Annotated in this window: 22 protein-coding genes; 6 read left to right on the top strand and 16 right to left on the bottom strand. The window is 67.1% G+C overall.

What is annotated here, in order from left to right:
* Window positions 1–76 precede the first annotated feature (76 nt).
* Window positions 77–949, top strand: coding sequence for a WecB/TagA/CpsF family glycosyltransferase (locus tag ACQY68_RS05040; protein ID WP_428151963.1), 873 nt, complete (start codon window positions 77–79; stop codon window positions 947–949).
* On the opposite strand, the gene ACQY68_RS05035 is transcribed toward ACQY68_RS05040, so the two are convergent.
* The 4 genes from ACQY68_RS05035 to ACQY68_RS05020 all read right to left on the bottom strand — a co-directional run bounded on the left by ACQY68_RS05035 (window position 946) and on the right by ACQY68_RS05020 (window position 4,361).
* Window positions 946–1,752, bottom strand: coding sequence for a metallophosphoesterase family protein (locus tag ACQY68_RS05035; protein WP_428151962.1), 807 nt, complete (start codon window positions 1,750–1,752; stop codon window positions 946–948). The two genes, ACQY68_RS05040 and ACQY68_RS05035, sit on opposite strands and share 4 nt — an antisense overlap.
* A 46-nt stretch (window positions 1,753–1,798) precedes the next feature.
* Window positions 1,799–2,959, bottom strand: a complete 1,161-nt coding sequence (locus tag ACQY68_RS05030) for a glutathionylspermidine synthase family protein (protein ID WP_428151961.1) — start codon at window positions 2,957–2,959, stop codon at window positions 1,799–1,801.
* 207 nt (window positions 2,960–3,166) lie between these two features.
* Window positions 3,167–3,907 carry a PspA/IM30 family protein gene (locus tag ACQY68_RS05025; RefSeq protein WP_428151960.1) on the bottom strand — a complete coding sequence of 247 codons (741 nt, stop codon included), beginning with the start codon at window positions 3,905–3,907 and terminating at the stop codon, window positions 3,167–3,169.
* A gap of 16 nt (window positions 3,908–3,923) precedes the next feature.
* On the bottom strand, window positions 3,924–4,361 hold the full coding sequence (locus ACQY68_RS05020; RefSeq protein ID WP_428151959.1) for a YjfI family protein: 438 nt from the start codon (window positions 4,359–4,361) through the stop codon (window positions 3,924–3,926).
* A 344-nt stretch (window positions 4,362–4,705) separates the two neighbouring features.
* On the opposite strand from ACQY68_RS05020, the gene ACQY68_RS05015 reads away from it, so the two are divergent.
* The 3 genes from ACQY68_RS05015 to ACQY68_RS05005 are packed head-to-tail and all read left to right on the top strand — an operon-like array spanning window position 4,706 to window position 6,431.
* Window positions 4,706–5,368, top strand: coding sequence for a YjfK family protein (locus tag ACQY68_RS05015; RefSeq protein ID WP_428151958.1), 663 nt, complete (start codon window positions 4,706–4,708; stop codon window positions 5,366–5,368).
* A 30-nt stretch (window positions 5,369–5,398) separates the two neighbouring features.
* Entirely contained in the window at window positions 5,399–5,809 is a 411-nt protein-coding gene (locus ACQY68_RS05010; RefSeq protein WP_428151957.1) for a DUF350 domain-containing protein, read from the top strand.
* Window positions 5,810–5,816: 7 nt separating this feature from the next.
* Window positions 5,817–6,431, top strand: coding sequence for a DUF1190 domain-containing protein (locus ACQY68_RS05005; protein WP_428151956.1), 615 nt, complete (start codon window positions 5,817–5,819; stop codon window positions 6,429–6,431).
* A 170-nt stretch (window positions 6,432–6,601) separates the two neighbouring features.
* Here the strand turns inward: ACQY68_RS05005 and ACQY68_RS05000 are convergent, their stop codons facing one another.
* On the bottom strand, window positions 6,602–8,110 hold the full coding sequence (locus ACQY68_RS05000; protein ID WP_428151955.1) for a glucose/galactose MFS transporter: 1,509 nt from the start codon (window positions 8,108–8,110) through the stop codon (window positions 6,602–6,604).
* A gap of 165 nt (window positions 8,111–8,275) precedes the next feature.
* Between ACQY68_RS05000 and ACQY68_RS04995 the strand changes: the two genes are divergently transcribed.
* A complete protein-coding gene (locus ACQY68_RS04995; RefSeq protein WP_428151954.1) occupies window positions 8,276–9,913 on the top strand; it encodes an alpha-amylase family glycosyl hydrolase in 1,638 nt (545 codons plus the stop codon).
* Window positions 9,914–9,979: 66 nt separating this feature from the next.
* On the opposite strand, the gene ACQY68_RS04990 is transcribed toward ACQY68_RS04995, so the two are convergent.
* The 11 genes from ACQY68_RS04990 to ACQY68_RS04940 all read right to left on the bottom strand — a co-directional run bounded on the left by ACQY68_RS04990 (window position 9,980) and on the right by ACQY68_RS04940 (window position 22,548).
* Window positions 9,980–10,663: a TorF family putative porin gene (locus tag ACQY68_RS04990; RefSeq protein ID WP_428151953.1), complete on the bottom strand. Its 684-nt coding sequence runs from the start codon at window positions 10,661–10,663 to the stop codon at window positions 9,980–9,982.
* Window positions 10,664–10,745: 82 nt separating this feature from the next.
* The gene (locus ACQY68_RS04985; protein ID WP_428151952.1) at window positions 10,746–12,212 is read right to left on the bottom strand and encodes an ammonium transporter; all 1,467 of its coding nucleotides are present in this window, start codon (window positions 12,210–12,212) and stop codon (window positions 10,746–10,748) included.
* Window positions 12,213–12,404: 192 nt separating this feature from the next.
* Window positions 12,405–13,505: a 3-isopropylmalate dehydrogenase gene (leuB, locus tag ACQY68_RS04980; protein WP_428151951.1), complete on the bottom strand. Its 1,101-nt coding sequence runs from the start codon at window positions 13,503–13,505 to the stop codon at window positions 12,405–12,407.
* Window positions 13,505–14,095: a 3-isopropylmalate dehydratase small subunit gene (gene leuD, locus ACQY68_RS04975; RefSeq protein ID WP_428151950.1), complete on the bottom strand. Its 591-nt coding sequence runs from the start codon at window positions 14,093–14,095 to the stop codon at window positions 13,505–13,507. Before leuD ends, leuB begins: the two co-directional genes overlap by 1 nt.
* The gene (gene leuC, locus ACQY68_RS04970) at window positions 14,088–15,521 is read right to left on the bottom strand and encodes a 3-isopropylmalate dehydratase large subunit (RefSeq protein ID WP_428151949.1); all 1,434 of its coding nucleotides are present in this window, start codon (window positions 15,519–15,521) and stop codon (window positions 14,088–14,090) included. The genes leuD and leuC overlap by 8 nt, the downstream gene beginning before the upstream one ends.
* Entirely contained in the window at window positions 15,508–16,728 is a 1,221-nt protein-coding gene (locus tag ACQY68_RS04965; RefSeq protein ID WP_428151948.1) for a 2-isopropylmalate synthase, read from the bottom strand. The genes leuC and ACQY68_RS04965 overlap by 14 nt, the downstream gene beginning before the upstream one ends.
* The gene (locus ACQY68_RS04960) at window positions 16,725–16,991 is read right to left on the bottom strand and encodes an ACT domain-containing protein (protein ID WP_428151947.1); all 267 of its coding nucleotides are present in this window, start codon (window positions 16,989–16,991) and stop codon (window positions 16,725–16,727) included. Before ACQY68_RS04960 ends, ACQY68_RS04965 begins: the two co-directional genes overlap by 4 nt.
* Complete coding sequence (gene ilvG / locus ACQY68_RS04955; protein ID WP_428151946.1) at window positions 16,991–18,715, bottom strand: acetolactate synthase 2 catalytic subunit; 1,725 nt, start codon at window positions 18,713–18,715, stop codon at window positions 16,991–16,993. The genes ACQY68_RS04960 and ilvG overlap by 1 nt, the downstream gene beginning before the upstream one ends.
* A gap of 36 nt (window positions 18,716–18,751) precedes the next feature.
* Window positions 18,752–19,762, bottom strand: coding sequence for a ketol-acid reductoisomerase (gene ilvC, locus ACQY68_RS04950; protein ID WP_428151945.1), 1,011 nt, complete (start codon window positions 19,760–19,762; stop codon window positions 18,752–18,754).
* Window positions 19,763–19,765: 3 nt separating this feature from the next.
* Window positions 19,766–21,445: a dihydroxy-acid dehydratase gene (locus tag ACQY68_RS04945; protein WP_428151944.1), complete on the bottom strand. Its 1,680-nt coding sequence runs from the start codon at window positions 21,443–21,445 to the stop codon at window positions 19,766–19,768.
* A gap of 536 nt (window positions 21,446–21,981) precedes the next feature.
* Window positions 21,982–22,548 carry a TetR family transcriptional regulator gene (locus ACQY68_RS04940; protein ID WP_428151943.1) on the bottom strand — a complete coding sequence of 189 codons (567 nt, stop codon included), beginning with the start codon at window positions 22,546–22,548 and terminating at the stop codon, window positions 21,982–21,984.
* 164 nt (window positions 22,549–22,712) lie between these two features.
* On the opposite strand from ACQY68_RS04940, the gene ACQY68_RS04935 reads away from it, so the two are divergent.
* The gene (locus ACQY68_RS04935) at window positions 22,713–23,927 is read left to right on the top strand and encodes an efflux RND transporter periplasmic adaptor subunit (protein WP_428151942.1); all 1,215 of its coding nucleotides are present in this window, start codon (window positions 22,713–22,715) and stop codon (window positions 23,925–23,927) included.
* Window position 23,928 lies beyond the last annotated feature (1 nt).

The following is a 23,928-nucleotide window of genomic DNA, read 5'->3' as shown; positions in this document are numbered from 1 at the left end:
GCGACCTTGTCGATCCACATCCCGTTAAGCGTGTCCTCTTACCCGATCTTGAGCCTCGTCTGCGCAGGATCAGGCCATGACCGATACCTCGCCCTTCGTCCTGCCCAAAGCCGTCGCAACCGAGCGCCGACAGCAGGTGCGCGCGCCCTTCCGCAAGGCCCGACGTGAACGCGAGCGCGTTCGCCTGCTCGGTCAGACCGTCGATCTGGTCCGTCCCGAGGAGGTTCTGCACCACGTGGAGACCTGGGTCGAGGCGCGCCGCAAGGTGCTCATCGCCAATCACAATCTGAACAGCCTCGCCCTGCTGCAGAAGGAGCCGCGGCTTCAACGATTCTACGAGCGAGCCGATCTAGTCGAGGTCGATTCCACCCCCCTGATCCATTTCGCCAAACTGCTGGGCCTGCACGGCAAGGCCTTCCACCGCTGCACCTATCTGGACTGGCGCGACCATTTCTGGAGCCTGGTCAATCGCAAGGGCTGGCGGGTCATGTACGTCGGCGGCGCGCGCCATGTGGTCGAGCGGGCGCGCGGGCGACTGGCCGCAGAATATCCGAACGCCGACATTCGGGCGCGCGACGGCTATTTCATCGCCACCCCGGGTTCACGGGACAACACCGTCGTCGTCAACGAGATCAAGGCCTTCGATCCGCACATCCTGTTCGTCGGCATGGGCATGCCGCGTCAGGAACTGTGGATCCTCGACAATCTCGACGCCCTGCCCAACTGCGCCGTCTTCTCGGTCGGAGCCGCCTTCGATTACGAGGCCGGGGAACAGAAGGCCGCGCCGCGCTGGATGGGCCGGATGGGTATCGAGTGGCTGTTCCGCCTGGTCCATGATCCCAAACGCCTGGCGCGCCGGTATCTGGTCGAGCCGTGGAGCCTGAGCCATCTCATCCTGGCGGATCTCTGGAACGCGTTCAGGTCGAGGCGGATCGGCCGCGCGGCTTAACTCGCCAAGGGCGCGGTGGTGATCGCCACCCGACCGGCGCGACCGGTCGCCTGAAGCAGGACGCGCGTCTCGCGTTCGAGACGGACCGCCGACAGCACATTGGTCGCATAGGCGCCGGTATCGACGCCGATGCGGCGGGCATCTGAATGCACAGTCTCGATCGGCGTATGGCCGTGGACGACCACCTGCTCGAACAGGCTGGCGTGATCCAGGAACGGCTGGCGGATCCACATCAGATCTTCGGGCGACTGGACGGCCAGGGCGACGCCGGGGCGGGCGCCGGCGTGGGCGAAGAAATAGTCTCCGATGGAGACCGAATTCTCCAGCCGGGCCAGCAGTTCGCGATGGGATTCCGGCAGGGCTTCCCCGAGCGCGCGGGACGCATCGGCCCAGGCCTGGGCGTCACCGCGCATCGGCGGTGGATTGACGCCGTATGAGACCAGGGTGTCGCGGCCGCCGAAGTCGCACCAGGCCGGACCGACCAGCGGCTCGTGCAGGAAGGCCTCCATCTGCTCCTCGTGGTTGCCACGGACCAGATGGACCTCCAGCGCCGGATCGGCGGCGAGGTTGACCAGCTGATTGAGGACGCCCCTGGAATCCAGCCCCCGATCCACATAGTCACCGAGGAAGACCACGACCTTGCGCGACGCCTCGGCCGCATGAAGGTCGGAGCGGACGGCCTGAATCAGGCGATCGGCCAGATCCGAACGCCCATGGATGTCGCCGATCGCCCAGATCACGCAGCCGGGCGGCGTACGCGACGCCGGCCGTGCGGGCCGATTGGGAAAGAGGCGGGAAAGCATGGGATTCACATGCCCCCTCGTTCCCCTGCGTTCAAGCGGCGCGGGCTCAGCCTCGGATGAAGTGGGGTACGAAGCGCGAAATGTTCCGCGTGATCCGCCCTTCGTCCTCGCGAATGGACATCCCGGCCGGCTCCTCGCCTGCGACCCAAGAGCCGATGATGGCGTAGCTGCCGTCGAACTGCGGTGGGGCATGGACCGCCTGAAGGATGGCGCGCCCGTCGTACCCCTGATCTTCGCCCTGCTCCGTGCCGGTCGGTTCGACGATCGACACGTTGGCACCCTCTCGCGAGAACAGGGGCTTGCGCACATGGGCCGACGACATGGCCGAGGCCTTCGGGTCGTCCTCGAAATAGCTCTCCAGCAGGTTGGGGTGGCCGGCGTGGCGCTCCCACAGAAGCGGCAGGATGCCCTTGTTGGACAGGATGGATTTCCACGCCGGCTCCAGCACCGTGACCTCGGCCGTCGGCAGGGGCTCGGCGTAGTCGTCGCGCAGCATCTGTTCCCACGGGTAGAGTTTGAACATGGCCTGGATCAGCCAGTTCTCCTCGTCCACGAACCGCCCGTCGGCATTCAGGCCGATGTCGCCGATGGCCACGAATTTCGGATCGAGCCCGGCCTGTCGGGCCAGATCCTCAAGGAAGCGCACTGTCTGCCGGTCCTCGACGAAGTCCGGATCGGACGAGAAATGCACGAAGCCGCCGTCCGGGAAGATGGCGCGGAAACGGGCGACCAGTTTCTCGTGCAGGCTGTTGAACTGGTCGGCGTCGGCGGGGATCGAACCGTCGGCAATCCGGCCCTCGAGCCACAACCACTGGAAGACCGCGCTCTCGTAGATCGAGGTCGGGGTGTCGGCGTTGTACTCGTAGAGCTTGGCCGGCCCCTTGCCGTCATAGGCGAAGTCGAACCGACCGTAGAGCGACGGATCGCCCCGCTTCCAGCTGTCGGCGACGTAGTCCCGCAGCTTTTCCGGGATGTCGAGCTGGGTCATCAGCCGCTCGGACTTCACCGCCTCGTCGACGAGGTCGAGGCACATCTGGTGCAGGTCTGCCGTCGGATTTTCGATCCCCTCCTCCACCTCCTGAAGGGTCAGGGCATAGGCGACATTGTCGGACCAGTAGGGATCGCCCGACGTGTGATGCCAGGTGAAGCCGAGGCTGTCGGCCTTGGCCTGCCAGTCGGGACGTGTGGGTAGAATGAGGCGTTGCATGGCGGGTTCCTGTCTCCTCCCCGTTCGCCGCCTGGCGAATGGGGAGGTGGCGCGACGCGACTTCGCGTCGTGACGGAGGGGGCGAGGGAACTGTTGAAGTGGGGGTGGTCGTGCCCGCTCGGTGAGTCGGTGTCGCCCCCTCCGTCTCCTTCGCTTCGCTACCGATTCACCTCCCCATTGCTGCGCGACAGGGAGGAGACTTCGCGTCTAGGCCGGGTCTTTGTCCGGCGTCGCCTGGCCGATGCGCGGCGTCACCACCGTCACGTCCTGTTGCGTCAGCCGCGCCAGCACGTCATCGGCCGACGAATGGCCCGGCAATATCCCCGCCTCCTTCAGCTTGGCGTCGAGGTCGGCCCCGGTGCGCTTGTCCTCGAACTCCTGACCGACGCGCAGACGTTCTTCCTGAACCGCCTGGCGCTGCTTGATGCGTTGCAGGCTGTCGGCGGCCGACCCGATGCGCGAGTGGGCGCCGGCCGATTGTAGGGCGACCGAGGTCTGGGCGCGCTGGACGCTCTCGTTGACCTTCACGATGTCGATCTCGCGACGCAGGGTCTCGATCTTCTGGTCGGTCGAGGCGATGGCGGTGCGAAGACGCGCCTCGGCCTGTTTCATGTTGTCGATCAGCGGGCCGCGCGTGCCGATCTCGGATTCCAGCTCGGCGATCCGGCCGGCGACTTCGCGGGCCAGATCGGTCTTGCCCTGGCCCAGGGCGGCCCGGGTCGAGCTTTCGTATTTGGCGATCTGGTCGCGGAACGAAGTCATCTCGTTCTCGGCCATGCGGCGGCGGGCGACGAGGCCGGCGAGGTCGTCGCGGGCCTTGCCCTGGGCGGTGTCTGCGTCGCGGATTTCCTGATCGAGGATCTTCAGGGCGTTCTGATCGACGACGCCTTGCGCGGCGTCATGGGCGGTGCCGCGGAACAGGGCGGAGAGTTTGGACAGCATGGACATGGTTCGGGTCTCCGGTTCAGGCGGCGAAGGTGTCGCGCAGGGACGTCGCGTCGATGGCGTTCTCGGCCAGGGTCCGCAGTTCGATCAGGATGGTCTGCAATGTCGTCTTGGACGACAGCTCGCCCATCAGCTCGTAGACGTCCTGATTGTCCACCGTCGTGATGGCGAAGTTCGACAGGGGCACGACCCGCTGGGCCTTCAGCAGGAACTCGTTGAAGCGGGCGGTGTCGGACTGTTCCGACACGGGCCACAGCAGGACAGAGACCACGATCTGGGCCCCGCCGACCGACAGATAGATCGGCAGGTCGCCATACTCGTGCATGGTGACGAGCAGGACCGGATCGGCGCCTTCCAGCACACGGGCGGTCAGCTCGCCCTCCCGGACCAGCGCGGTCTCCTCCAGCGCCGCCTTGACGGCGGGAACGGTCCAGGCGGTTTCGATGACGGCGTCCATGTGAGGATCGGCTCCGGTTGATGGCATTGAGGTGGGGCGTGGGCGGCGGGGCGCAAGCGCGGGTCCGCGGGTCGAGTCGGTGACGATGGCGTGCACGGCGGCGCGGACATCGTCTCTGCAGCCTTGGGGGACCCAGAACTCCAGCTTGACCTGACCGGCGTCGCGACGCGCCTTCCGCCAAGCGCGGATACGATCGGTCCCAGCGTTGGGGCCGGGCGCAGACGAGGGAATGTCGACATCGTCGGTCATGTTGCATGTAACGCGTAACATGAACGCTTGACGTTCGGCAAGCGGGATGCGAATTTCGCTCGTTGCGGCGACCATAGCCGCGTAAAGACCGGACCATGTTCAAGCGTCTCTTCGGCGGACAGCCTGCTGCGGAACCCGCCAATCGTCTGGCGGTAGTGCGGAACATCACCGTGGGCCGGACCGTGTCGCTGGACCCCCTGGCTTGGCGCCGGCTGCAGCCGGAGACCGTGTTCAACCTCGACACCGACGCGCTGGAGATCACGGCTCAGGGCACGATCGCGCTCGACAGCGGCCAGCACGTCCACCGCTTCTACACCGATGACCACGTCATGCTTCAGGCCATGAGCGACGACCCGACCGGCGCCGAGGCCTATGATTTCAGCCTCTTCATTCCGTGGACGAGCGCCTATCCGCCCGGCCCGCGCGAACGCCGAATATGGACCGACCGGCTCTCGGAGCCCGTGTTCGACGGAACGGCCGAGGAGTTGCCATCCTATCCCCGCTACTGGTTCGCCGAGAGCGATGCGCGTCAGCCGCCGGTGACCCTGTGGGAGACGATCTGGGACAGCCGCACGGCGACCGTCCCCTATGGCCGTATCTTCCAGACCTGCATGCTGTATGCGCGGGAACTGGCAGGCGGCCGCGAACTGATGCTGGCGCTGGAAATGGAGCCCGAGAAGGCCCCTGGAAAATCCGCCGACATCAGCCACGAAATCATGGTCGGCATCCCCCTGGAAGTCGGCGAGTTCACGGCGTGAGCCGCTCCGCAATGAAGGAATAGAGACACGATGGACTGGTTCGCATTCCAGACGGGGGCCACGGCCTTCGTCATCGCCTTCGCCGCGGCGGGGGTCTTCACCGTGGCGTTCAAGCTGATCTACCAGTGGGTCACGCCCTATCACGAGCGGACCCTGATCCGGGACGGTAATCCGGCCGCCGCCATCGCGCTGGGCGGCGCCCTGATCGGCTATGTCCTGCCGCTCGCCTCGGCCCTGTCGCACACCGTCAGCCTGATGGAGTTCGCCGCGTGGGCGCTGTTGGCCGGGGTGATCCAGATCGGGGTCTTCGTCGCGATCAGTCGATTGGCGTTCAAGAACTTGGCGACGCGGATCGAGGCGGGCGAGATCGCCGCCGCCATCTATCTGGCGTCCATTTCCATCTGCGTCGGCTTGCTGAACGCCGCCTGCATGACGACCTGAGGGCAAGATGAGCGACACCCCCTCCCCCGCCGAGACCACCACCATCCGCCGGATGAAGCGGTCGCGGACATTGCAGATCACCAGCCTGATGGCGACGGCGTCGTTCTCGCTCGCCGCCTGTGGTGCGCCGCAGGTCGCCGTACCGGAGCCCGAACCGGCGCTGGCCTATACCTCGCTGGATGAGTGCAAGGCGGCCAACGACATCACCGATACCGAGTGCGACGCGGCCGAGGCCAATGCCCGGGCCCAGGCTGAGGCGACCGCGCCCCGCTATGCGACCCAGTCGGAATGCGAAGGCCAGTGGGGTCCGGACCAGTGCCGTCCCAACAGCTCGGGCGGCTCGTTCTTCACCCCCCTGCTGACTGGTTTCGTGATCGGCCAGATGCTGAACGGCGGCGGCTATCGCGGTGGCGGCGGCCTGTATCGCGATCGCGACGGTAACTACCAGAACGGCTACGGCGGCGGCTATCTGAGCCGCGACTACCGCACGGGCCGTCAGGTCGCCAACGGCCGCGACTACGGGACCGACGTCGCGCGGCAGGCTCCGAGCCGGGTGCAGAGCCGCACCACCGTCGTCTCGCGCGGCGGCTTCGGCGGCGGCGGACGGGGTTACGGGGGCTGAGTTCTCTCTCCCCTTGGGAGAGGGCTTGAGCGACCAAGAGCGCCAGCGATTGGAAACGCGAAAAGGTGAGGGTCGAGCCTCACCGGAAGCGCACGACCCTCACCCTTTCGGCTTGGCGCATCGCTGCGCTCTGCGAGCCTCAAACCCTCTCCCACCGGGAGAGGGTTCTTTTAATGTCCGCCCTTGGTCGGAGCCGCGCCGATGGCGTGAACCGGCGCGCGCGAGGCGGCGACCGCGAAGACGACCAGCAGGATGTAGCCGACCAGCGGCACGTAGAAGGCCGGGTTGATGACCCCGGCGGCATCCGCGACACGACCGGCGACCAACGGCAGGATCGCCCCGCCGATGATGCCGAACACCAGCAAACCCGAGGTGGCCGAGGCCGGCGCTGTCGACCGCTCCAGCGTCAGGGTGAAAATGGCCGGGAACATGATCGAGTTGAACAGCCCGACCGCCAGCGCCGCGAAGGCGGCGGTCGCGCCGCCGGTCTGGGTCACGACGGCGCAAAGGATCGCCGCCACGGTGGTGAAGACGATCAGCAGGGTCGCCGCAGGAATGCGGGTCAGCAGCGCGCTGCCGGCGAACCGGCCCATCAGGGCGCCGGCCCAGTAGAGGGCGACCAGACGGCCCGCATCGCTGACCGACAGGCTGAGAATGTTCGACGACTCCAGGAAGTTGGTCATCAGGCTGCCGATCGCGACCTCCGATCCGACGTAGATGAAGATGCCGATTGCGCCGAACACGGCCCAGCGCGACTTCAGCGCCTCGAACGGCGACGCGCCTTTCTCGGTGGACACGCTGGCTAGGGAAAGCTTGGACCGGATGATCCAGATGAAGCCGGCCAGCAGGGCAAAGAAGACGGCGAGGCCGATGAAGACCGCGTCGATATTGGCCAAGGTCTGGGCGCGCAGGGCCGGGTCGAGCACGGCGGGCGCCGCCTCGACCGGGGCCGACGGCGCCGCCGAAGGGGCCAGGCCGCCGATGTAGTTCTGCAGGAAGATCAGCCAGCCGACGGCCAGACCAATAGCGGCGCCCAGCGGGATCCAGCCCTTGAGGTCGCGACGCAGGCCGCCCAGCAACGCGCCGGCGACAAGTCCGAAGACCACGCCGAGACCGAGCAGGATCAGGGCGCTGAACGAGCCCAGGGCCGTCACCCCCCCGGCGACGAAGATGCCGCCCGACAGCATGACCGTCGCGCCGAGCAGCGGCCCGACCACGGTGCCCAGCGAGTTGAACGCCTGGGACAGGACCAGGCGGAAGTGCGACCCGCGCTCGGATCCGAGGGCGGCGGCCAGCGGGTTGGCGGCCACCTGCAACAGGGTCACCCCGCCGCCGATCACGAACAGGGCGGCCAGCACGCCGGGGTAGAAGTCCAGGAGGGTCGACAGCGGCACGATCAGCGCACCCAGCACCATGACGCCGAGCGCCCCCACGATCGAGCGCGCATAGCCGAGCCGGGCCAGAACGAAGGCCGCCGGAAGGGCGAAGACGCCATAGGCCGTGAACCAGGCGAACTGGGTCAGCAAGGCCTCGGTGAAGTTCAACGAGAACACGCCGCGCACCGCCGCCACCAGCGGGTCGATCAGCGACGTCGCAAACCCCCAGGCGAAGAAGAGGGTCGTCACATAGGCGAAGGCGAGGCCCGTGCCTTTTGCTGGGGTTGGGGTCGTCTCGGTCATCCTGGCCTCGTTTCCTGTCGGGCGTTGCTCGCCCGTAACCGCTTACGCCCCATGCCTCACGCGGATCGGGCGCGCCGTCCAGCCCGATCTTCATGCGGGTAACGAAAAGTGGCCCGACCGCTTCCGGCGGTGGACGTCACGCCGAGGGGGTGGTCTGGTCGGGACATGAACGGTCCCCTCGCCTCACCCGCCACGCAGACTCGCGCCCCTTCCGGCCATGAATGGTGGCGCGGCGCCGTCATCTATCAGGTCTATCCTCGCAGTTTCAGCGACGCGAACGGCGACGGCGTCGGCGACCTGCCGGGGATCACGGCGCATCTTGATCACATCGCCTCGCTGGGCGTCGACGCGATCTGGCTGTCGCCTTTCTTCACCTCGCCGATGAAGGATTTCGGCTACGACGTCGCCGACTATGTCGGGGTCGATCCGATCTTCGGCACGATCGAGGACTTCGACCGGCTGATCGCGCGGGCGCACGAACTGGGCCTGCAGATCATCATCGACCAGGTCTATGCCCACACCTCCGACGAACACGCCTGGTTCCAGGAAAGCCGCCGGGACCGGACCAATTCGAACGCCGACTGGTACGTCTGGGCCGATGCGAAGCCGGAAGGATCGCCGCCGTCGAACTGGCAGTCGGTGTTCGGCGGCCCGGCCTGGACCTGGGACGCGCGGCGCGGCCAATACTACATGCACAACTTCCTGAGCTCGCAGCCCCAGCTGAACACGCGGAGGCCCGAGGTTCAGGATGCGTTGCTGGACGCGGCGCGGTTCTGGCTGGATCGCGGCGTGGACGGCTTCCGCTGCGACGCCCTGAATTTCTCGATGCACGACCCGGCCCTGACCGACAATCCACCGGTCACGACCCCCGGCAAGCGGACGCGGCCGTTCGACTTCCAGCAGCACGTCCACAATCAGTCACAGCCGGAAATTCTCGACTTCCTGACCCGGCTGCGGGCCCTGACCGACAGCTATGACGGCGACCGTTTCATGGTGGCGGAGGTCGTCGGCGACCGATCCGACGAAGAGATGAAAGCCTACACAGAGGGCGAGACCCGGCTGCAGTCGGCCTATGGCTTCCTTTATCTCTACGCCGACCGGCTGACGCCCGATCTGGTTCGACAGGGTCCGGCTCAGTGGCCGGGCGCGCCGGGCGAGGGCTGGCCGTCCTGGGCCTTCTCGAATCACGATGCGCCGCGCGCGATGTCGCGTTGGGCCGAGGGGCGCGATCCCAAGGCCTTCGCCGAGATGGCGTTGCTGCTGCTGATCGCCCTGCGCGGCAATGTCTTCGTCTATCAGGGCGAGGAGCTGGGTCTGCCCCAGGCCGAGGTGCCGTTCGAACGGCTGGTCGATCCCGAGGCCATAGCCAACTGGCCCGAGACCCTCGGCCGAGACGGCGCCCGCACGCCCATGCCGTGGAAGACCAACGACGGCTTCGCCGGTTTCTCGACCGTCGAGCCCTGGCTGCCGGTCGATCCACGACACCGCATTCTGGCGGTCGAGGCGCAGGAGACCGACCCGGGCTCGACCCTGAATCTGGCCCGAAGGCTGATCGGACTACGCCGGGCGCATCCCGCTCTTCGTCTGGGCTCGATGACGATCCGGGAGGCGACGGAAGACCTGCTGCTGTTCGAGCGCGAGACGGAGGGCGAGACCCTGCTGTGCGTCTTCAACCTCGGCCACGCCGACGTCGCCTGGAGTCGGCCCGCCGGGTGGTCTGTCGTAGAGGCGGTCAATCAGCCGGACGCCCGGTCCGGAACCCTGACGCCGTTGTCGGGGCTGATCCTCGCGCGGGAGGCCTGACCCAAAAACGAAAACGCCGCCCCGGATTGCTCCGGGGCGGCGGCGGCGTGAGCCGTTCGGGGAGAACTAGAACAGGGCTTTCAGGGTGGCGGCCACGCGACCGTCATAGATGGGCGCGTTGTCCACATCGGTGTCGTGGTAACGCACATCGACCACCAGGTTGTCGGTGAAGGCGTAGCCCACGCCGACGTTCCAGGTGGCGTAGTCGTCAGTGACGTCCAGCATCTGCTTGCCGACCGCGGCCGAGACGGACCACTTGTCCGCCGGCGTGAAGGCGATGTTGCCCTCGACATAGGTGGCGCGTTCGTCGATGCCGAAGAAGTCAGGCGAGAAGTAGATGGCGGCGCCGACGGTCGCCGGGCCGACCGCCCGCGATGCGGCCGCTTTCAGCTCGACGTAGCCATAGCCTGCGTCCGGGATCGAAGGCGCATCGACGTAGGTGTAACCCACCGCGCCGAAGTCGAACGCGAAGCCGGCGGCTTCGGTGCGATAGCCGGCGTAGAGGTCGATCTCCGCGTCCGTGGAATCTCCGAAGTCGACGTTGGAGGCCCAGGCGCCGACGTAGAAGCCGCCCGACGCATAATCTACGCCGACCTGAAGCGCCGGATCCTCGTTGGTCTGGCTGACGCCGCGGAAGACATAGTCGCTGGTGACCGCCGCGTTGAAGGCGACGTCCTGGGCCGAGGCGGCGCCGGCCATGGTCAGGGTGGCGAGCGCGGCCAGGGCGGCGCAGGTTGCTTGGAGTCTCATCTCGGTATCCCCGTGTTTTTCTGTTTGATGGTTCAGGTCGGTCGCCGGGCGCGAGGGAGGACCGCGCCCGGCGTCGTCTTGGTCAGTGTTCCAGGGCTTCGCCGTGGAGGGTGGTGTCGAGGCCTTCGGCTTCCTGGGCATCCGTCACGCGCAGTCCGGTGGTGAACTTGCAGATGATCAGGATGATGAAGGTGCCGACCGCCGAGTAGGCGATGGTCCAGGCCAGGCCAAGGGCCTGGGTCGGGATGTTGGCGCCTTCGCTCAGGCTGTTGATCGCGGTCGTGGCGAACACGCCGGTCAGCAGGGCGCCGATCAGACCACCTGCGCCGTGGATGCCGAAGGCGTCCAGCGAGTCATCGTAGCGGAGCAGTTTCTTGATCCACACCGACGAGATGTAGCAGACCGGACCGGCGATCAGGCCGATGATGACCGCGCCCTTCGGGTCCACGAAGCCGGCGGCCGGCGTGATGGCGACCAGACCAGCCACGACGCCCGACAGCATGCCGATCAGCGACACCTTCTTCTTCTCGATGACCTCGACGATCTTCCAGGTCAGGGCGGCGGCGGCGGCGGCCAGGATGGTGTTCAGCAGAGCCACGCCCATCAGGTCGTTCGCGGCGCCCGCCGACCCGGCGTTGAAGCCGATCCAGCCCACCAGCAGCAGAGAGGCGCCGATCATGGTCAGAACGGGGTTGTGGGGGTTGATCACTTCCGTGCCGTAGCCTTTGCGACGCCCCAGGAAGATGGCGCAGACCAGACCGGCCACGCCCGAGTTGACGTGAACGACCGCGCCGCCGGCGAAGTCCAGCACGCCGGCCGAACCCAGGAAGCCGCCGCCCCAGACCCAGTGACAGATCGGTGCATAGACCAGCAACGACCAGAGGGCGGTGAACAGCAGCAGGGCCGAGTATTTGAAGCGCTCGGCGAAGGCGCCGGTGATCAGGGCCGGCGTGATGATGGCGAAGGTCATCTGGAAGGAGATGAACAGGAATTCGGGAATACCCGGCAGCAGGGCGTTGGCCGTCTGCAGGGAAATACCGTTCAGGAACAGAGCGTCGAAGCCGCCGACATAGGGCTGAAGCGCTGGATCCGCGTTGGCGCTGAAGGCGATGGAATAGCCGGCGACGAACCACACCAGGGTCACAACGGCGAACACGCCGACCGACTGGGTGATGGTGGCCACCACGTTCTTGCGACGGACCATGCCGCCGTAGAACAGGGCCAGACCGGGGAGGGTCATCAGAAGGACCAGGGCGGTCGAGGTGCCCAGCCAGCTGGTGCCGGCGGCGTCGAGCTCGAGCGCGGCCTGGTGGGCCAGAAGGGTGGGAGCCGCGGTTTCCTCTTCAGGAACGACCGCCTCGGCCACCTCGGCGGCGGCGGTTTCGACGGCTGCGGCGGCTTCGGCGACGGGCGTCGCCGGAGCGGCGGCCTCGGTGGTCGGAGCCGGCGCAGCGGCGTCCTGGGCGAAGGCTCCGCCCGCATAGAAAAGTCCGATTGTCAGAAGACAGAGGGCAAGAATGCCCGGTAGCCGATTTAAGAACTGCGACATGAATGCATCCCCTGTGTGATCTCGCAGTTGCGAACTGTTTACCGCAAAGGCGAGATGCGCAAGGGGTTGGGCCGTATTCGGCGCAATTTTCGTGTTCGTGTCGCGGGCTACACACCCTTCACAGGCAAGATATAACCTTCACCATAGCTGCGGCGCACAATCGTTTCGCGCGCCGCAGATGTGATGAAAAGGTTAACCCCAGTGCATCTGGACGCGGTGCGCGGCAGCCCAGTGGATGGCCCGGATGGCGTCGATGATCGCCTCCGCAGCCGCCCGTGTGCCCAGTTCGCCACCCAAGTCCGCAGTCGTCGCGCCGGCCGCCAGCACGGCCGCCACCGCCGCCTCGATCGAAGAGGCCTCGTCCTCGAGATTCAGGCTGTGACGCAGCATCATCGCCGCCGACAGGATGGTGCCGACCGGGTTGGCCAGATCCTGCCCCGCGATGTCCGGCGCGGAGCCGTGGATCGGCTCGAACAGACCGGGTCCCGATTCGCCCAGCGACGCCGACGGCAACAGGCCGATCGAACCGCCCAGCACCGAGATCTCGTCGGACAGGATGTCGCCGAACATGTTCTCGGTCAGGATGACGTCGTATTCGCGGGGCTTGCGGATCAGGTGCATGGCCATGGAGTCGACCAGGGCATGCTCCAGCTGGACCTGCGGGAACTCTTCGGCGTGAATACGGGTCACGACCTCGCGCCAGAGGCGGCTGGTCTCCATGACGTTGGCCTTGTCGACCGACGTCACCTTGCCGCGCCGTTGCAGGGCGGTCTTGAAGGCGGCGCGGGCGACGCGCTCGATCTCCGGCACGGTGTAGATGCACAGGTCCGACGCCATGGTGTCGGTACGGGTCTTCTCGCCGAAATAGACGCCGCCGGTCAGTTCGCGGAAGACGATCAGATCGACGCCCTCGACGATCTCCTTCTTCAGCGGCGAGCGGTGCGCCAGGACCGGCGACACCTGCAGCGGACGCAGGTTGGCGAACAGGCCCATCGCCTTGCGGATGCCCAGCAGGCCTTCTTCCGGACGACGCTTTTGCCCATCCCATTTCGGCCCGCCGACCGCGCCCAGCAGGACGCCATCCGCGGCCAGACAGGCGGCGGTCGTTTCGGGCGGCAGGGGATCGCCGGTCGCGTCGATTCCCGCCCCGCCGATCAGATGCTCGGCGAACTCGAACCGGTGACCATAGAAGTCGGCGATGACGCGCAGAACATCCTTGGCCGCCGAAATCACCTCCGGGCCGACACCGTCACCGGGCAACAGGACGATGTTGTAGGTCTGGGTGTTCGGCATCACGCGGGCTCCGGCGAATGGGTACGTTCGTAGGCTTCGATGTCAGGCATGTGTTTCTGGAGCCAGCCCAAGGTGTCGACGCCGTCCAGCAGACACTGGCGCGCGAAAGGCTCGACGGCAAACGCCACCGGCGCATGGTTGCCGCGACGGACCTCTCCAGCCTCCAGATCGACGGTCACGACCTGCTCCGGATTGGCGACCAGATCGTCCCATGTCGCCTGATCGACGACGACGGGCAGGAAACCGTTCTTCAGGGCGTTGGAGGTGAAGATGTCGGCGATCGAGGTCGAGATCACCGCGCGGAAGCCGTAGTCGTACAGCGCCCACGGCGCATGTTCGCGCGAGGATCCGCAACCGAAATTGTCGCCGGCTACCAGGATGCGATGCTCGCCCGGATCGATGCGATTCAGCACGGCTTCCGGCCGCGCGGAACCGTCGGCCTCATAGCGCCAGTCGTAGAAGGCTTTCTGGCCCAGACCGGTCGTCTCGGTCGTGGTCAGGAACCGCGCCGGGATGATCTGGTCGGTGTCGATATTGGCCTGGGTCAGGACCAGGGTCCGCGAAGTCAGGACTTTCAGCGGCTCAGGCATCGACCGCCTCCGACAGATAGACGCGCGGGTCGGTCAGCACCCCGGCGATGGCCGAGGCCGCCGCCGTCGCCGGACTGGCCAGGATGGTGCGGGCGCCCTTGCCCTGCCGGCCTTCGAAGTTGCGGTTCGAGGTTGATACCGCCAGCTGGCCCGGCGCGACGAAATCCCCGTTCATGGCGATGCACATCGAGCAGCCCGGGATGCGCCACTCGGCCCCGGCCTCGGTGAAGACGTGGTGCAGACCTTCGGCCTCGGCGTCGCGACGCACGGCCTCGGACCCCGGTACGACCAGCATCCGCACGCCCGCCTTGACCTTGCGACCGCGCAAGACGTCCGCCGCCGCCCGCAGGTCGGGCAAACGCCCGTTGGTGCAGGAGCCGATGAAGACGACGTCGACCGCCTGGGTGGTCGTCGTCTCGCCCGCCTCGAAGCCCATATAGGCCAGGGCCTTGCGGTCGCTGTCCGACTTCGGCTCCGGCACCTTTGATCCAATGGGAGCCCCGGCGTCTGGCGTCGTGCCCCAGGTCGCCATGGGGCGGATGGCGGGGCCGTCGATCACGACCTCGGCGTCGAAGACCGCGCCCGGATCGGTCGCAAGGGTCAGCCACTCTGTCGCCTTCGCCTCATAGGCCGCGCCCTGCGGCACGTGTTTGCGACCGCGCAGCCAGTCGATGGTTTTGGCGTCCGGCGCGATCATGCCCGCACGCGCGCCGGCCTCGATCGACATGTTGCAGAGGGTCATCCTCCCTTCCATGTCGAGCGACCGCACCGCCTCGCCGGCGTATTCGATCACGAAACCCGTACCGCCGCCGAAGCCCAGTTCGGCGATGACGGCCAGGGCCACATCCTTGCCCGATACGCCCGGCGTCAGGGCGCCGTTGACGGTCACCCGCATGGCCTTCGACTTGCGCTGCAAAAGGCACTGGGTCGCCAGCACATGGCCGACTTCCGACGTGCCGATGCCGAAGGCCAGAGCTCCGAAGGCGCCGTGGGTCGCCGTATGGCTGTCGCCGCAGACGACCGTCATGCCCGGCTGGGTCAGGCCCAGCTCCGGTCCCATGACATGGACCACGCCGCGATCGGCCGAGTCCCACCCGGCCAGGTCGATGCCGTGCCGTTCGCAGTTGGCCTCGAGCCGATGCACCTGGGCCTCGGCCTCGGCGGTGACATAGGGCTTCAGCCCGTTCAGCCCGGCCGGAAGGGTCGGGGTCGAATGGTCCAAAGTCGCGAAGGTCCGATCCGGGCGACGGACCTTCAGCCCCCTCGCCTCGATCTCGGTGAAGGCCTGGGGGCTGGTGACCTCGTGGACCAGATGCAGGTCGATATAGAGGACGCCCGGCGTCTCGGCCGTTTCCGGCGTGACGACGTGGGCGTCCCAGACCTTGTCGAACAGGGTCCGGGGCACGCGGGTGTCAGGCAGCGACATGCGCATCCCTCTGCGTCGCCGTGCAGATGGCGATCAGTTCTGCGTCGTCGATCTCGCCGATCTCGTCCGCCCGCGTCTTGAAGGCGGCGAAGGCGTCGGTCAGGTGATCGCCGATCAACGGATAGCCCAGAACCTCGGCCCGCTTCTGCACCGCCGTCCGGCCCGAGTGCTTGCCCAGGACGAAGAAGCTGCCGGAGAAGCCCACGTCCTCGGGACGCATGATCTCATAGGTGCGGGCGTCGGCGTACATGCCGTGCTGATGGATGCCGGCCTCGTGGGCGAAGGCGTTTATGCCGACGATGGCCTTGTTGCGCACGATCGGCGAGTGGGTGACCTCGCTCAGCATGCGGCTGGTTTCCAGCAGCTTCGTTGTGTCCACGCCCGTCGTCACGCCGTAGCGTTCGGCCCGGACCCGCAGGGCCATGACGACCTCTTCCAGAGCGGCGTTGCCGGCGCGTTCGCCGATGCCGTTGATGGTCGATTCCACCTGACGCACGCCCGCCTCGATGGCCGACAGGCTGTTGGCGACGGCCAGACCCAGGTCGTTGTGGCAGTGGGTCGAGAAGATCACGTTCGGGAAGTTCGGCCGGATCCTGGCGATCAGGAACCGGTACAGGTTTCCGATCTCGTCCGGCGTCGCATAGCCGACGGTGTCGGGCACGTTCAGGGTCGAAGCGCCTGCCGCGCTGACCGCCTCCAGCACCTCGGCCAGGAACTGCGGCTCGGTGCGGATCGCGTCCTCGGCCGAGAACTCGACATCATGGAAATGGGTGCGGGCGTATTCGACCGAACGGACGGCCTGGGCAAGCACCTGGTCCGGCGTCATCTTCAGCTTGGCGGCGCGATGGATCGGGCTGGTGCCGATGAAGACGTGGCAACGACGGCGCTTCGTCCCGCGCAGGGCGCGGTAGGAGGCGTCGATGTCGCTCTCGTTCGAGCGCGACAGGGAGCAGAAGACCGGGCCTGAATCGTCCTCGGCCATCTCGCCTACGACGGCCCGGATGCAGTCTTCGTCGCCCGGAGACGCAGCGGCGAAGCCGGCCTCCATGACGTCGACGCCCAGGGCCTTCAGGGTGCGGCCCATGCGGACCTTGTCGTCGGGCGACATAGAGAAGCCCGGCGCCTGTTCGCCGTCGCGCATGGTGGTGTCGAACACGATGACCCGGTTCGGGTCGGTGGCTACTCGATCGATGATGGAGCCGGTCATGCTGCGGCGACGCTCTGATAGGCGAAGGCCGACGGTGCGTATCCGACCCGTGTGGCGCCGATCAGCTTGTCGATCTGGCGGCCCAGGTTTTCGGTGCAGCGTCCCTCGTCGCGGCCGCGGACCTGCAGCTGGACGCGACGCATGGCGCCCTCGTCCGACAGGCTCATGCCGTCGATATGGAAACCGCGACGCTCCACGAGACCGATGAGGCGCTGAAGCGAGCCGTCGGCCCGGTCGATCTGGATCTGGATGGTGTCGGTCATCACATGTCTCCTTCGAAGCGCGTGTCGTGCATCATCTCGGCGTTGTTCTTGCCCGGAGGGACAAGCGGCCAGACGTTCTCTTTGGGGTCGATCAGGACGTGCATCAGGCACGGCCCGGGCGCGGCCAGCAGACGGGCGATGCCGTCGCTGACCTGATCGCGCTGGTCGATCATGAAGGCCTCGATGCCGAAGGCTTGGGCCACGGCGACGAAGTCGGGGTTGTCCGACAGATCGACCTCGGAATAGTTCTCGGCGAAGAACAGCTCCTGCCACTGGCGCACCAGGCCCAGCGAGGAGTTGTCCAGCAGCACGATCTTCAGCGCGACGCCATAGCGGCGCAGGGTCGCCAGCTCCTGGATGTTCATCATGAAGCTGCCGTCGCCCGAGATGGTGACGACGTGGGCGTCCGGCCTGGCCAGCTTGGCGCCCAGTCCGGCGGGCAGGCCGTAGCCCATCGCGCCCAGACCGCCCGAGGTCAGGTGGCTTTCGGGACGCGAGAACTCGCAGTGCTGAGCGACCCACATCTGGTGCTGGCCGACGTCGCAGGCGGCGATGAAGCTGTCGCCGGCGGCCTTGGACAGTTCGTTCAGCAAGGCCGGCGCATAGACCCCCTCGCCCGGCGCGTCATAGCGGAAGGCGTTGCGCTTCGCGTTCGAGGTCGAGCGGATGATCCACGGATCGATGGCCAGGGACGCCGTCGCCACGCGTGCGGTCAGGGCCTCGATGCCCGCCTTCAGGTCGCCGACGACCGGGACGTGAGCGTTCCGCAGCTTGTTGATCTCGGCCGGGTCGATGTCGAAATGGACGACCTTCGCATGGGGGGCGAACTCGTTCAGCTTGCCCGTCGCGCGGTCGTCGAACCGGGCGCCGAAGACGATCAGCAGATCACTTTCCTGCACCGCCTCGTTGGCGGCGCGCGTGCCGTGCATGCCCAGCATGCCCAGGAAGCCAGGCGCATCCGTGCGGATCGACCCCAGCGCATTCAGCGTGGAGACCGACGGGATGCCGGTACGCTCGGCGAAGTCGCGCAGGGCCTCGACGGCGCCGGCGATCTTCACCCCGCCGCCGATGTAGATCAGCGGGCGCTCGGCGGTGCGGATCAGTTGTTCCGCCTCGGCGATCGCCGCGTGATCCAGCGGTGTGACGTCGTTTGGATAGTGGAAGCCGAAGTCCTCGGTCGTCGTCCCGACCTGAACGTCCTTGGGCAGATCGACCAGCACCGGACCGGGGCGGCCCGAGCGGGCGACGTGGAAGGCCTCCTCGATCACGGCGGGGACGTCGGCCGGATCGCGGACGACCCACGAATGCTTCACCAGCGGCAGGGTGACGCCCAGGATGTCGATCTCCTGGAAGGCGTCCGTCCCCATCAGATGGGTCGCCACGTTGCCGGTGATGCAGACCATCGGCACCGAATCCATCATCGCATTGGCGATGCCGGTGATCAGGTTGGTCGCCCCCGGACCCGAGGTCGCCATGCAGACGCCGACCTTGCCCGTCGCCCGCGCATAGGCGTCGGCCGCAAAGGCCGCGCCCTGCTCGTGGCGAACCAGGATGTGCTTCACGCCGGCGCCGGTCAGGGCGTCATAGACCGGCATGATCGCGCCGCCCGGATAACCAAACACCACATCAACGCCCAACCGGTCCAGGGTCTGGACGAGCAGCTGCGCGCCGCTCTGGGGAGCGGTTGCGGCTTTGGCGCTGATGGCGGTGGCGACGGCGGTCATGGCGGTTCTTGGACTGACTTTTTTGCAGTTCTGGGATCAGGCGGCTTCGGCGGTTTTCGGGGCGTGCAGCCAGGCCATCCGCTCGCGCAGACCCTTGCCGACCGACTCGATCAGGTGTTCGCCGTCGGCCTTGACCAGGGCGTCGTAGGCGCCCTTGCCGGCGTCGTTCTCGGCGATCCATTCGCGGGCGAAGGTGCCGTCCTGGATCTCGGTCAGGATCTCCTTCATCCGCGCGCGGGTCTCGGCGTTGATGACGCGCGGGCCGCTGACGACCGAACCCCATTTGGCTGTCTCGGAGATGAACTCATTCATCTTGGTGATGCCGCCTTCGTAGAACAGGTCCACGATCAGCTTCAGCTCGTGCAGGCATTCGAAATAGGCGATCTCGGGCTGGTAGCCGGCCTCGACCAGGGTGGTGAAGCCGCCCATGACCAGCTCCTTGGCCCCGCCGCACAGGACGGCCTGTTCGCCGAACAGATCGGTCTCGGTCTCTTCCTTGAAGGAGGTTTCCAGCAGGCCGCCGGTCGCGCCGCCGATGCCCTTGGCGTAGCCCATGGCCCGGTCGCGGGCCTTGCCGGACTTGTCCTGCTCGACGGCGAACAGGGCGGGGACGCCGCGTCCGCGCGCATATTCACGACGGACCAGATCGCCCGGTCCCTTGGGCGCCACCAGGATGACGTCCATGTCGGCGCGCGGCTGGACCCGGCCGTACAGGATCGAGAAGCCGTGGGCGAACAGCAGGGCCGCGCCCTTCTTGGCGTTGGGCTCGATGATGTCCTTGTAGATCTGGGCCTGGGCCATGTCGGGCGTCAGGATGGCGATGATGTCGGCGCCCTTGACGGCTTCGCTCGGCTCGGCGGTCGGCACGCCGTCGGCCTGGGCGTTCTTCCAGCCCTTGCCGCCGTGACGAACGCCGGCGACCACGTCGTGGCCGCTGTCTTTCAGGTTCTGCGCATGGGCGCGGCCTTGCGAGCCATATCCGATGACGGCGATGCGCTGTCCGGCGATGACGCCGGGACGGATGTCGTCGTTGGTGTAGATTTCCATGGCTCAGGCTTCCTGCGTCTGACGGGTTTCCGCACGGACTTGCGCCGGCGGCGGGTTGGGAATGGTGACGGCGCCCTGGGCGGCCGAGGCCACCGAGGCGCGGTATTTGGCGAAGACGCCGGTCGCGGCGTTCAGCGGCGGCGCGGTATGGGCGGCCCTGCGCGAGGCCAGGTCGGCGGCCACGTCGATGCGTCGCGCCGTGACGTCGATGGTGATCCTGTCACCATCGCGGATCAGGCCGATCGGGCCGCCCGCCGCCGCTTCCGGAGACACGTGGCCGGCGACGAAGCCGTAGCTCGCGCCCGAGAACCGACCGTCGGTGATCAGGGCCACGTTGTGGATGCCACGGCCCTTCAGGGCGGCTGTGACCTGCAGCATCTCGCGCATGCCCGGACCGCCCTGCGGACCCTCGTAGCGGATGACGATGACGTCGCCCTCGCCGACCGATCCGTCCTGGACGGCGTGGAAGGCGTCTTCCTCGCTGTCGAACACGCACGCCGGGCCTTCGTAGCGGTCGACCTTGTGGCCCGTCAGCTTGATGACGGCGCCGTCCGGAGCGATGTCGCCGTAGATCACGGCGTAGGAGCCGCGCGGGCTGAACGGTTCGGCGACCGTCGAGACGACCTGCTGACCAGGGGTCTCCTCGGCCTCGGCGGCCTCGGCGAACAGGCTGCGGCCCGAGACGGTCGGCGTGTTGACGATCTTGCCGGCCTCGGCCAGCCGCTGGGTCACCAGTCGAGTGCCGCCCGAGGCGAACAGGTGCGACGCCAGGAACCGGCCGCCGGGCTTCAGGTCGCAGATGACCGGCGTCTCTTCACAGGCCGTGTTGCAGTCCTCGACCCCGAACTCGATCCCCGCCTCGATGGCGATGGCGGTCAGGTGCAGGACGGCGTTGGTCGATCCGCCCGAGGCGGAGACGGCGGCCGCCGCGTTCTTCAGCGAGGCGCGGGTGATGTATTTGCGGGCCGTGTCGCCGGCGAAGACCCGCTCGACGATCAGCTCGCCGCAGCGGTGGCCTTGGGCCCCCTTCATCGGATCGACGGCGGGGACGTCGTTCGCGCCCATCGGCGACAGGCCCATGACCGCCAGGGCCATGGCCATGGTGTTGGCCGTGAACTGACCGCCGCAGGCGCCGGCGCCGGGGCAGGCCGCGCTCTCGACCATCTTCAGCTGGTCGTCGTCGATGGTCCCGGCGCCGCGTGCGCCGATGGCCTCGAACACCTCCTGGATGGAGATCTCCTTGCCGCCGATGACGCCCGGCATGATCGTACCGCCGTAGTAGACCAGACCCGGGATATCCATCCGGGCCAGGGCCATGGCGGCGGCCGGGATGGTCTTGTCGCACCCGACGATGCAGACGACGCCGTCCAGTTGATGCCCCTGCACCGCCAGTTCGATCGAGTCGGCGACGACCTCGCGGGAGATCAGCGAGGCCTTCATGCCCGGCGTGCCCATCGAGATGCCGTCGGTGACGACGATGGTGTTGAAGTCGATCGGGAAGCCGCCGGCCGCGACGATGCCCGCGCGGACATCTTTCGCCAGCCGGTCCAGATGCATATTGCACGGCGTCACCGACGACCAGGTGTTGACCACCGCGATCATCGGCTTGTCGAAGTCGGCGTCCTGCATGCCGGCGGCGCGCAGATAGCTGCGCGCCGCCGCCCGGTCGGGTCCAGCGGTCACGACGGCGCTTCTTCGCTGAGGCGAAGGCGCGGTGTCTTCCGGGGTGAAATCTTGCGTCATTGTCTTAAGGCGTTCCGAGAGAGGTCCCGGATCGGCGCAACAAAAAACCCGCTTCCTTTCGGGAGCGGGTGGCTGCGTTCGATCCTGATTTTGCTTGGGTTCAGGTCAGTTGCATCCACGCCGCTCCGGAGAGCAGGCCAAGGAGTACAGTTACAATAAGGGTGAACAGGGCGGCCGGCGATGTCGTCGGGCGCGGGGCAGCGACGGCGCGAGCCGTGCGGCGGATCGGGGTGTGACGGGTCTCGTGGCTCACGGCCAACTCCTGCTTACCCGGACATAAGGCCAGAAATCGCTGCGATGCACAACCCGCTTTTGGAAGAAACTTCCAATATCGGGGCCGCCGCGCGCCTCAAGGGAAAAATCTACCCGGCAGCCAATGCGATTTGGCGAGGCTTGGCGCCTAACCCGGATTTTCAGGTTAAACCTCCAGGCTTGTGCACAGGAAGCGGGCCTTCCGCCGACACCTTGGCGTTGGCTTATTCGTCGACCAGACCTTGCAGGAGCGAAGCGATCCGGGCCTTGAGCCGCTCGCATTCGTCAGGCGACATGCTCAGTTCCGTCAAATCCCGGCTGACGCTGAGCCCCATCATCAGGCCGGCGGCGATCCGGACGCGGACCGGCGCATCCTGCCCGCCCATCCACTGGATGAACGGGTCGAAGAAGGCTTCGGAGCAGGCCCTGTTGATCACCTCGGTGGCCTTGGGCGACGAGGCCGAACGGAGCATCAGCAGAAGCCAGGCCAGCTTGCTGTCGTTCCGCTCGCCATAGACGATCTCGTCCGCCATCCGCTCGCCGAAGGTCGCGCGATCCCCCTCGGTGATGTCCTTGCCGCTGCCGCAGTCGTCGATGACGGCACGGAACAGATCTTCCTTTGAGCCGAAATAGCGGGAGATCAGGGCCGGATCGACGCCGACATCCCTGGCGATGTCGCGCATGCCGACCTGGTCATAGCTCTCGGCCGTGAATCGCTTGCTGGCGGCGTCGAGAATGGCGCCACGCGTGGCGGCGGCGTTCCTGGGGCGCTGGCAGACGGCGAAACTCAACGTGATCTCCGATATGACCGTACGAAAGGTATGGCTATGTCATCGGCTGTTGACAAGCCTCGCCGATGGACACAAGTAAGTCATCAGGCGATGACCGGATCTCCTCCCCCGTGTATCCGCGTTTCGCCAGACAGGGAATTCGCCCCTTTAGGGAGATTGCGCGCATGCGCAGGCTGAAGATCATCGCCGTGTCCGTCCTCGTGACGGGCGCGCTTTACGGCTGTTCACAACGTTCGGAGGCCCAGGGTCCGCCGCCCGCCGCGCCGGTCACCGTGGCCGTGCCGCTGGCAGAGCGCGTCGTCGACTGGGACGATTTCACCGGTCGATTCGAGGCCACCTCGTCCGTCGAGGTCCGGGCCCGCGTCGGCGGCTTTATCCAGTCCGTCCATTTCCGTGACGGCGACTATGTCCAGCGCGGCCAGCTGCTGTTCACGCTGGATCAGCGTCCGGCACAGGCCCAGCTGGCATCGGCCCGCGCCGCCCTCAACCAGGCCCAGGCGCAGCTGACCCTCGCCCGCACCAACCTGACCCGCTCGGAAGGCCTGCTGGCCTCGCAGGCCGTCAGCCAGGCCGAGGTCGACACCAACAAGGGCGCCGTCCAGACCGCCGAGGCCGCCGTCGCCTCCGCACAGGCCTCCGTCCGCGCCCGCCAGCTGGATCTGGAGTTCACCCGCGTCACCGCTCCGGCCTCGGGCCGCGTCTCGGACCGTCGCGTCGATCCGGGCAACGTCGTCGCCGGCGGCTCGTCGGCCGCCGATGTCCTGACCACCATCGTTTCGTCCTCGCCGATCTACTTCGTCTTCGAGGGCTCGGAGGCCTTGCTGCTGAAGTACCAGCGCGACGCCCGCGCCGGTCGCTCGGCCCCGGTCCGCATTCGCCTCCAGGACGAGAGCGACTTCGTCCGCTCGGGCACGCTCGACTTCACCGACAACGCGGTCGACTCGGCTTCGGGCACCATCCGCCTGCGCGCGGTCATCCCGAATGGCGACGGTTTCCTGAAGCCGGGCATGTTCGCCCAGGCCCGCGTCGCCGGCGCCGGCGCCTATGACGCCCTTCTGGTGCCGGATTCGGCCATCGGCACGGATCAGGCGCGTCGCGTCGTCTCGGTCGTCAATGCCGACGGCACGGTCACCCCGACCCCGGTCCAGCTCGGTCCGCTCGTCGACGGTCTTCGGGTCGTGCGCTCGGGCCTCCGACCGACCGACCGGATCATCATCGACGGTCTGCAACGCGCCATGCCCGGCATGAAGGTGGCCCCCACCAACGGCCGTATCGCGCGCCAGCCACGCCCGGAATCCGTCCCGACCACATACGCTCCGCCAGCCGCGACCGGCACCCCTGCCGGCGCCCTGACGCAATCCGTCACCGTCGGCGACTGAG

The organism is Brevundimonas sp. (genome assembly GCF_965278935.1).
Classification (GTDB): Bacteria; Pseudomonadota; Alphaproteobacteria; order Caulobacterales; family Caulobacteraceae; genus Brevundimonas.
Note: the sequence above shows the minus strand (reverse complement) of the source record. Positions and strands in the feature narration are given on the sequence as shown.